The following is a 7,400-nucleotide window of genomic DNA, read 5'->3' as shown; positions in this document are numbered from 1 at the left end:
CGGCGGCAGTTTCAGCTGGCCGGTCAAGCTCGGCATCGGTGACAGCCGCATGACGCTATCGGTCGCGGTGACCGGCGCGGACCGCTATCGCATCGGCGATGCGGACTATAGGGTGACCGCGCGTGGCGAGAACCGGCTGCGGGTCGCGGTCGGCGGCATCGAGCAGGATGCGGTCTATGCCTTTGCCGGCGATCTGCTGCATCTGGCCTGTGGTACACAGGATCTCAGTTGCGCCGATCTCACCTGGGCCCCGCCGGCCGAGGCCGAGGGTGCGGCCGAGCGCGAGCTGCGCGCGCCGATGAATGGCAGGATCGTTGCCGTGCTGGCCGCTGCCGGCGATCGGGTGAAAAAGGGCCAGCGCCTGGTGGTGATGGAAGCGATGAAGATGCAGCATGAAATGGTGGCGCGTGTGGATGCCACGGTGGACAGCCTGCCGGTCAGGGTCGGCGACCAGGTGGCGACGCGCCAGCTGCTGGCGGCGCTGACGCCGGCCGTGGCGGCGGAGTGAATGCGATGAGCGAGAGGCCGACCGCCATCCTGCGCCCGATCACCGAGGTCGATGCCGAGGGCTATCGCGCCTGTCTCGACCGCGTGGCGGCCGAGCGGCGCTATCTCGCCTTCACCGCCGCACCGGCGCTGTCGGAGGTGAAATTCTATCTCAAGGCCATGTTGCAGCGCGGCCTGCCCTTCATTGTCGCGGTCGATCCGCAGCACCAGGTGGTGGGCTGGTGCAACATCCATGTGCAGCCGCAGACGCCGCATCGCAACGGCTTTGCCCATGTCGGCACCGTCGGCATGGGGCTGGATGCCGCCTGGCGCGGCCAGGGCCTGGGGCGGCGGATGCTGCAGACCGTGTTCGACACGGCCGGCCGTGTCGGCATCGAGCGGGTCGAGCTGCAGGTCTATGCCAGCAATGAATCGGCCGTGAAGCTGTATCGAAAATTCGGCTTTGTCACCGAGGGCGTGAAAAGCCGTGCCCGCAAGCTGGATGGCGAATACGACGACATCATCATGATGGCGCGGCTGCGCCCGCCACAGAGCGGCGGCTGAGCATGCTTGGCGCCTCGCCCTATTACACGCCCGACCATGAGGCTTTCCGCGACCAGCTGCGCCGCTTTGTGGCGAAAGAGATCGCGCCCTTTGCCGATGCCTGGGACGAGGCCGGCGAATTCCCGCGCGCGCTTTACAGGAAGGCGGCGGATATCGGCCTGCTGCAGCTGAATTTCCCGGAAGAGCATGGCGGCGTGCCGGCGGACCGTTTCTACGGCATCATTGTCGGCCAGGAGCTGGCGCGCGGCGGTTCGGGTGGTGTTGCCGCGTCGCTGATGAGCCACACCATCGGCTGCCCGCCCATCGCCAGGCTGGGGTCCGGCACTCTGCAGCAAAAGGTGCTGCCCGGCGTGCTGAAGGGCGAGAAGATCGCGGCGCTGGCCATCACCGAACCGGGCGGCGGTTCCGATGTGGCGAATCTCAAGACCACGGCCAGACGCGACGGCGATGATTACATTGTGCGCGGCGAGAAGACCTTCATCACCTCTGGCATGCGCGCCGATTACTACACCGTGGCGGTGCGCACCGGCGGGCCGGGCATGGCCGGCGTCTCGCTGCTGCTGGTCGAGCGCGACACGCCGGGCTTCACCCGCACGCCGCTGAAAAAGATGGGCTGGTGGGCATCGGATACCGCCACGCTGCATTTCGACGACTGCCGCGTGCCGGCAGAGAACCTGATCGGCGAGGAGAATGCCGGCTTCCGCGGCATCATGCTGAATTTCAACGACGAGCGGCTTGGGCTCGCGGCATCCGCCATCGGCTTCGCCCAGGTGGCTTATGAAGATGCGCTGGATTATGCGCGGCTGCGCGAGACCTTCGGCAAGCCGCTGATCCGCCACCAGGTGATCCGCCACAAGCTGGTCGACATGGCGCAGCGGATCGAAGCCAGCCAGGCCATGCTGGAGCGCATCGCCTGGGCGCTGGATCAGGGCGAAAGCCCGATTGCCGCGCTCTGCCTGCTGAAGAATCAGGCGACCCAGACCATGGCCTTCTGTGCCTCCGAGGCCGTGCAGATTTTCGGCGGCGCCGGTTTCATGCGCGGCGCGCGCGTCGAGCGCATCTATCGCGAGGTGAAGGTGAATGCCATCGGTGGCGGCGCCGAGGAGATCATGAAGGATCTCGCCAGCCGCCAGCTCGGCTGGTAGCGATGGATGATCTGCTGCTTGCCCGCCTGCTGCATGTGCTGTCGATTGTCGTGTGGTTCGGCGGCATCGCTTTCGTGACCTTCGTGGTGCTGCCGCAGGCCCGCCGGTTGCTGGCTGCGGCGCGGCTGGCGCTGTTTGAAAATATGGAGCGGCCGTTCGGCGAGATCGCACGCTGGGCCGTGGTCATCGCCGGGGCCAGCGGCTTCTGGCTGCTGTGGCGGCTTGATCTGTGGCATCGCTTCACCATGGCGCATCTCGCCACCTACTGGTGGATGCAGGCCATGGCGGTGCTGTGGCTGCTGTTTGTTTTTGTGCTCTTTGTCCTCGAGCCGCTGTGGCTGCACCGTGCCTTCCGGCGCTGGGCCGCCCGCGATTCCGATGCGACCTTTGCCTGGGCCTGGCGGCTGCACCTGATCCTGCTGCTGGCCGGCACGATCACCATCGGCGGCGCGGTTTTCGGCGCGCATTAGGCTGCGATATTGTCGCCTGACAATTCCGCGCTGGATTTGCGTGGAATCCCGGCCTAGAAGCGGATGGATTTCAGGAGCCCGTACCATCATGCAGATGAGCAACATTCCCTTCGGCACCACCGACTGGTCGAAGATTGAACCGACCCAGCACAAGGGCGAGACCGGCAGCGCCACCTGGCGCACGCAGACCTTTGGCGGCATCCGGGTGCGCCGCGTCGATTACACGCCGGGCTATCTGGCCGACCACTGGTGCGTGAAGGGCCATATCCTGTTCGTGCTGGAAGGTGAGCTGGTCACCGAGCTGGAAGATGGCCGCGAATTCGTCATGAAAGCCGGCCAGTCCTATCAGGTGGCCGACAATGCGGAACCGCATCGCTCGCGGACCAGCATGGGTGCCAAGCTGTTCATTGTCGACTAAGCTGTAAAAACAAGAAAAGACCCGCCACCCCGGAGGACTGCCCGTGACCGAGAGCCGCGTCGATTCCGGATATGCCTGGGTCAGGCTGGTGGCCGCCATGGTGATCGGCACCATCGGCGGCGTCGGCATGTGGTCGCCGGTGGTTGTCGTGCCGGCCGTGCAGGCCGAATTCGGCATTGCCCGCGCCGACGCGGCGCTGCCATACACGCTGACCATGATCGGGTTCGTCTTCGGCACCGTGCTGATGGGCCGGCTGGCCGACAAGCGCGGCATCACCACGCCGCTGCTGATTGCCACCGTCGTGATGTCGGCCGGCTATGCCGCCGCCTCCTTTGCCAGCAATGTGTGGATCTTCGCCATCATCTCCGGCATCGCCATCGCCATGCTGGGCAGCGCGGCGCTGTTCGCGCCCTTGCTGGCCGATACCTCGCTGTGGTTCGAGAAGCGGCGCGGCCTGGCGATTGCGCTCTGTGCATCCGGCAACTATGTCGCCGGCACGATCTGGCCGCCGGTGCTGGAGCATTTCATCGCCGAGGTGGGCTGGCGCCAGACGCATCTCTACACCGGCCTGTTCTGCCTGGTCACCATGCTGCCGCTGGCGCTGATCCTGCGGCCGAAGCCGCCGCTGCTGAAACCCGCCACGGAGGCCGCTGCTGCGGCCGGCTTCCTGCGGCCGCTCGGCCTGCATCCGAATGTGATCCAGGCCTGCATCGTCATCATGGGGCTTTGCTGCTGCGTCGCCATGTCGATGCCGCAGGTGCATATCGTCGCCTATTGCGTCGATCTGGGCTATGGCCCGGCGCGCGGCGCCGAGATGCTCTCCTTGATGCTCGGCTTTGGCATCATCAGCCGGCTGGCCTCGGGCTATATTCTCGACCGCATCGGCGGGCTGAAGACGCTGCTGCTGGGCTCGACCCTGCAGATGCTGGCGCTGGCGCTCTATCTGCCATTCGACGGGCTGATGTCGCTTTACATCATCTCGGCGGTGTTCGGCCTGGTGCAGGGCGGCATCGTGCCCAGCTATGCCTTCATCGTGCGCGAGCTGTTCCCCGCCGGGCAGGCGGGCTTCCGCGTCAGCCTGGCGATTTCATCCACGCTCGCCGGCATGGCGCTGGGCGGCTGGATGTCAGGCAGGATCTACGATCTCACCGGCTCGTATCAGGCCGCCCTGCTGAATGGCATCGCCTTCAACCTGGTGAATGTGCTGATCGCAGTCTGGCTGCTGACGCGACAGAGTGGCTTAAGGCGGGTGGCCGGGGCGACCGTCAGCGCGGCTTGACGCCGGCGGTCGCTGCAGCAGGTGCCGGCACTGGTGGCCAGGGCAGACCCTGCACGCTGACGTCGATCTTCATGCCATGCAGATACCAGCCATCGGTCGGTGTCTGCCGATAGAAGTCCATGGTGAAGAACTGTATGCCTTTCGGGTGATAGGCGAGGATATGCACGCGCCGCAGCCGATCGCCGATCGCATGCTCGGCAACAACCTCATAGGTCTGCACCGGGCCATAGGCATTCACATTCTTGCGGAAGGCATCGCGCATGGTCTCGGTGACCGGTGCCACCGTCTGGCCCAGATAGGTCTCGGCTTTGAAGGCCTGGAAAGCCTCGTCGTAATTGCGTGCGGCCCGGCCGATGAACTCGATAGCCCACTCATTCGGGGCGGCGGCATTCTGTGCCACGGCGGGCGTGGCCGCCATCAGCATCATGGCCGCCAGCATGCCGCAGATTCCATTCTTCATTGTCAGGCTCCCACCGTTTCCCTATGGAAACCTAGGGGCCTGACGATGATGGCGTCAACCAGATGCCATCAAAGATGACAATCGTATGCAGATGCCTGCTTACGCCAGGCTGGTGCGGCTGTTCTTCGCGGTCGTGTCGGCGGTGAGCTGCGAGGAGCGGTCGAGCCGTTCATCGGCGCGCAGCCGCGTCGCGGTCAGCTCGCCGGCCTGTTCCAGGATCGGATAGGCGACCGCAGTGAGATGGCTGTTGATCCGCTTCAGGTCGCGGATCAGGTCGAGATGGATGGCGCTGGTCTCGATGCTTTCGGCGCGGCCGTCGCGGATGCGCTGGTAATGGTTCTCCGCCGCGCGCTGTTCGGCGACGCGCAGGTCGACCTTTTCCTGCAGCAGCTGGCGCGCCATCTTCACATCGCCTGACATGAACAGGTTGCAGGCCATCTGCAGGTTGGCGGCGACGCGATGGTGGAAGTCGGTCAGCTCGGCCAGGCCCTCCTTGGAGAAGGCCAGCTTGTTCTTGATCTTCTTCTGCGCCAGCTCCATCAGGTTTTTGTCGATGATGTCGCCGATATGCTCCAGGTTGGTGGTGAAGGTGAGCACGTCGACATAGCGGCGGCTTTCCGCTTCATCCAGGCCATGCTTGGAGAGTTCGGTGAGATACAGCTTGATCGCCTCGTAGAGGCCGTCCACTGCATCGTCGGCCTGTTCCACGGCTTTCGCGAGTTTCGAATCATCGCGGGTGAACACCGTCATGGTGTCGTCCAGCATGCGCGCCACGGCATCGCTGAGCCGCAGGGTTTCGCGCGCGGCGGCGGCCAGCGCCACGGTCGGCGTTTCCAGCGCGGATTTGTCGAGATAGCGCGGCTTGCCGGCGGATTCCGCTGCGGGCAGGTCGGGCAGCAGGCGATGCGTCACCTTGTCGAGCAGCGCGACAAGCGGCAGGAAGGCCAGCGCGATGGCGATGTTGAAGGCGGTATGGGTGTTCACCGCCATGCGGGCGCCGTCTTCGCCGGCCCAGGCCAGCAGCTGCGGAATCTGGCTGAGAAAGGGAATCGCCACCAGGGTGGCGATCACGCGGGTGATCAGGTTGGCCAGCTGGGCGCGGCGGGCCGCCGGCGGCTGGCCGCTGCTTGCCACCAGCGGCGAAATCGCGGTGCCGAGATTGGCGCCGATCACCAGCGCCACCGCCAGCGTCGCATCCACGGTGCCGGCCTTGGCCAGCGAGGCGGCGAGCAGCACGGTGGCGAGGCTGGCATGGCTCAGCCAGGTCAGCAGGGTGAACAGCAGCACGCCGAGCACCGGCTCGCGCTGCAAAGGATTGAGGATGGCGGCAAGGCCGGGCGCATCGCGCAGCGGCGCCGAGGCGCTGATGATCATCTCCAGCGACAGCAGCATCAGGCCGATGCCGATCAGCAGGCGGCCGACATGGCGCGGCAGGCCGCTTTCGGAGACGAAGAAACCGATCACGCCGAGGATGATGCAGAGCGGCCCGAGCCAGTGCAGGTCGAGCGAGAGATACTGCGCGGTGATCGATGTGCCGATGCCTGCACCGAGCAGCACGGCAATGGCGGCGCCGCCCACGATCAGGCCGCGCCCGGCAAAGGAGGACACGATCATCGCTGTCGCCGTGCTCGACTGCAGCAGGGCGGTGACGCCGATGCCGGCGAGGAAAGCCTGGAAGCGGTTGCGCATCGCCTGGCCGAGATAGCGCCGCAGCGGCGCGCCGAAGGCGCGCGTCATGCCGGTGCGCACCATGCGCACGCCCCAGAGCAGGAGCGCCACGCCGGCGACGAGATGGAGAAGGAGTTCGGTCGCGCCTGCACTGCTGCTCATCACGCGGCCCCCCGGTCATGGCGCGCCAGGAAAAAGCTGGCGGGGGGCGCGGACGCGTCCAGGGTGCCGTCGGGGTCGGGGTCGGGATCGCGGAAAACAGGCATTTTCTGGGGGGGGCTTTCAGGTTTAAAACTCAATTATGACAGATTCATTACACCCATATGACATAAAGCCCAAGGGTTTAAATGCGGCTAATGGGGGTGGTTTCTTTGCGGCCGGCTTGATTGCGCGCCGTGCCGTTCCCATCTCCTGAATGTCGATAGATGGCCGGACGACGCCGCCTTCCGCTGATTGCATCAGCGCTATGCTGACATCTTCTTACCTGAAAATGCGATTTCGACGGCGCCCAGACGGGCGCGCTCCTCTATTTGAAAGGGTTTCCTGATGACGACGGGAACCGTGAAATGGTTTAACGCCAATAAGGGCTTCGGCTTTATTGCGCCTGACGGGGGCGGGAACGACGCTTTTGTTCATATCAGTGCGGTCGAACGTGCCGGCATGAACGACCTGCGCGAAGGCCAGAAGCTGAGCTTCGAGCTGGCTGCCGACCGCAAAAGCGGCAAGATGTCGGCCGATAATCTCAAGAATCTTGACTGAGATGGCGATGCTGGCGGGAACCATAAGCGGCCCGTCAGGTTTAATCGTCATGAAACACACTGCCCATGGGCCCCGCACCTGATCGAGGTGATGGGGCCTTTTGATTTTTCAGCTCAGCCGCACCCGCGGATCGGGCAGCACAGGAGATCGT

Annotated in this window: 9 protein-coding genes; 7 read left to right on the top strand and 2 right to left on the bottom strand. The window is 65.0% G+C overall.

Annotated elements, in window-relative coordinates; genetic code table 11:
• The 6 genes from AAG799_RS05420 to AAG799_RS05395 all read left to right on the top strand — a co-directional run.
• Positions 1 to 508 (top strand): biotin/lipoyl-containing protein (locus AAG799_RS05420; protein ID WP_341894782.1); only part of this gene is annotated, 508 nt, incomplete at its 5' end.
• A 5-nt stretch (positions 509 to 513) separates the two neighbouring features.
• Positions 514 to 1,050 (top strand): GNAT family N-acetyltransferase, encoded by a 537-nt coding sequence (locus tag AAG799_RS05415; RefSeq protein ID WP_341894781.1) that lies wholly within the window; start codon positions 514 to 516, stop codon positions 1,048 to 1,050.
• Between the two features lie 2 nt (positions 1,051 to 1,052).
• The gene (locus AAG799_RS05410) at positions 1,053 to 2,195 is read left to right on the top strand and encodes an acyl-CoA dehydrogenase family protein (protein WP_341894780.1); all 1,143 of its coding nucleotides are present in this window, start codon (positions 1,053 to 1,055) and stop codon (positions 2,193 to 2,195) included.
• 2 nt (positions 2,196 to 2,197) lie between these two features.
• Positions 2,198 to 2,665 carry a hypothetical protein gene (locus AAG799_RS05405; RefSeq protein ID WP_341894779.1) on the top strand — a complete coding sequence of 156 codons (468 nt, stop codon included), beginning with the start codon at positions 2,198 to 2,200 and terminating at the stop codon, positions 2,663 to 2,665.
• 88 nt (positions 2,666 to 2,753) lie between these two features.
• A complete protein-coding gene (locus AAG799_RS05400; RefSeq protein ID WP_341894778.1) occupies positions 2,754 to 3,083 on the top strand; it encodes a DHCW motif cupin fold protein in 330 nt (109 codons plus the stop codon).
• A gap of 43 nt (positions 3,084 to 3,126) precedes the next feature.
• On the top strand, positions 3,127 to 4,362 hold the full coding sequence (locus tag AAG799_RS05395; protein WP_341894777.1) for an MFS transporter: 1,236 nt from the start codon (positions 3,127 to 3,129) through the stop codon (positions 4,360 to 4,362).
• Here AAG799_RS05395 and AAG799_RS05390 read toward each other — a convergent pair.
• Both AAG799_RS05390 and AAG799_RS05385 read right to left on the bottom strand, forming a co-directional pair.
• Positions 4,349 to 4,822, bottom strand: coding sequence for a hypothetical protein (locus tag AAG799_RS05390; protein ID WP_341894776.1), 474 nt, complete (start codon positions 4,820 to 4,822; stop codon positions 4,349 to 4,351). The genes AAG799_RS05395 and AAG799_RS05390 overlap by 14 nt on opposite strands.
• Before the next feature lie 99 nt (positions 4,823 to 4,921).
• A complete protein-coding gene (locus AAG799_RS05385; RefSeq protein WP_341894775.1) occupies positions 4,922 to 6,652 on the bottom strand; it encodes a Na/Pi cotransporter family protein in 1,731 nt (576 codons plus the stop codon).
• A 384-nt stretch (positions 6,653 to 7,036) separates the two neighbouring features.
• Here AAG799_RS05385 and AAG799_RS05380 point away from each other — a divergent pair, with 384 nt between their 5' ends.
• Positions 7,037 to 7,249: a cold-shock protein gene (locus AAG799_RS05380; protein WP_341894774.1), complete on the top strand. Its 213-nt coding sequence runs from the start codon at positions 7,037 to 7,039 to the stop codon at positions 7,247 to 7,249.
• Positions 7,250 to 7,400: the final 151 nt, after the last annotated feature.

Origin of the sequence: Ferrovibrio terrae (assembly GCF_943371255.1) — a bacterium.
GTDB classification, from domain to species: Bacteria; Pseudomonadota; Alphaproteobacteria; order Ferrovibrionales; family Ferrovibrionaceae; genus Ferrovibrio; species Ferrovibrio terrae_B.
Note: the sequence above shows the minus strand (reverse complement) of the source record. Positions and strands in the feature narration are given on the sequence as shown.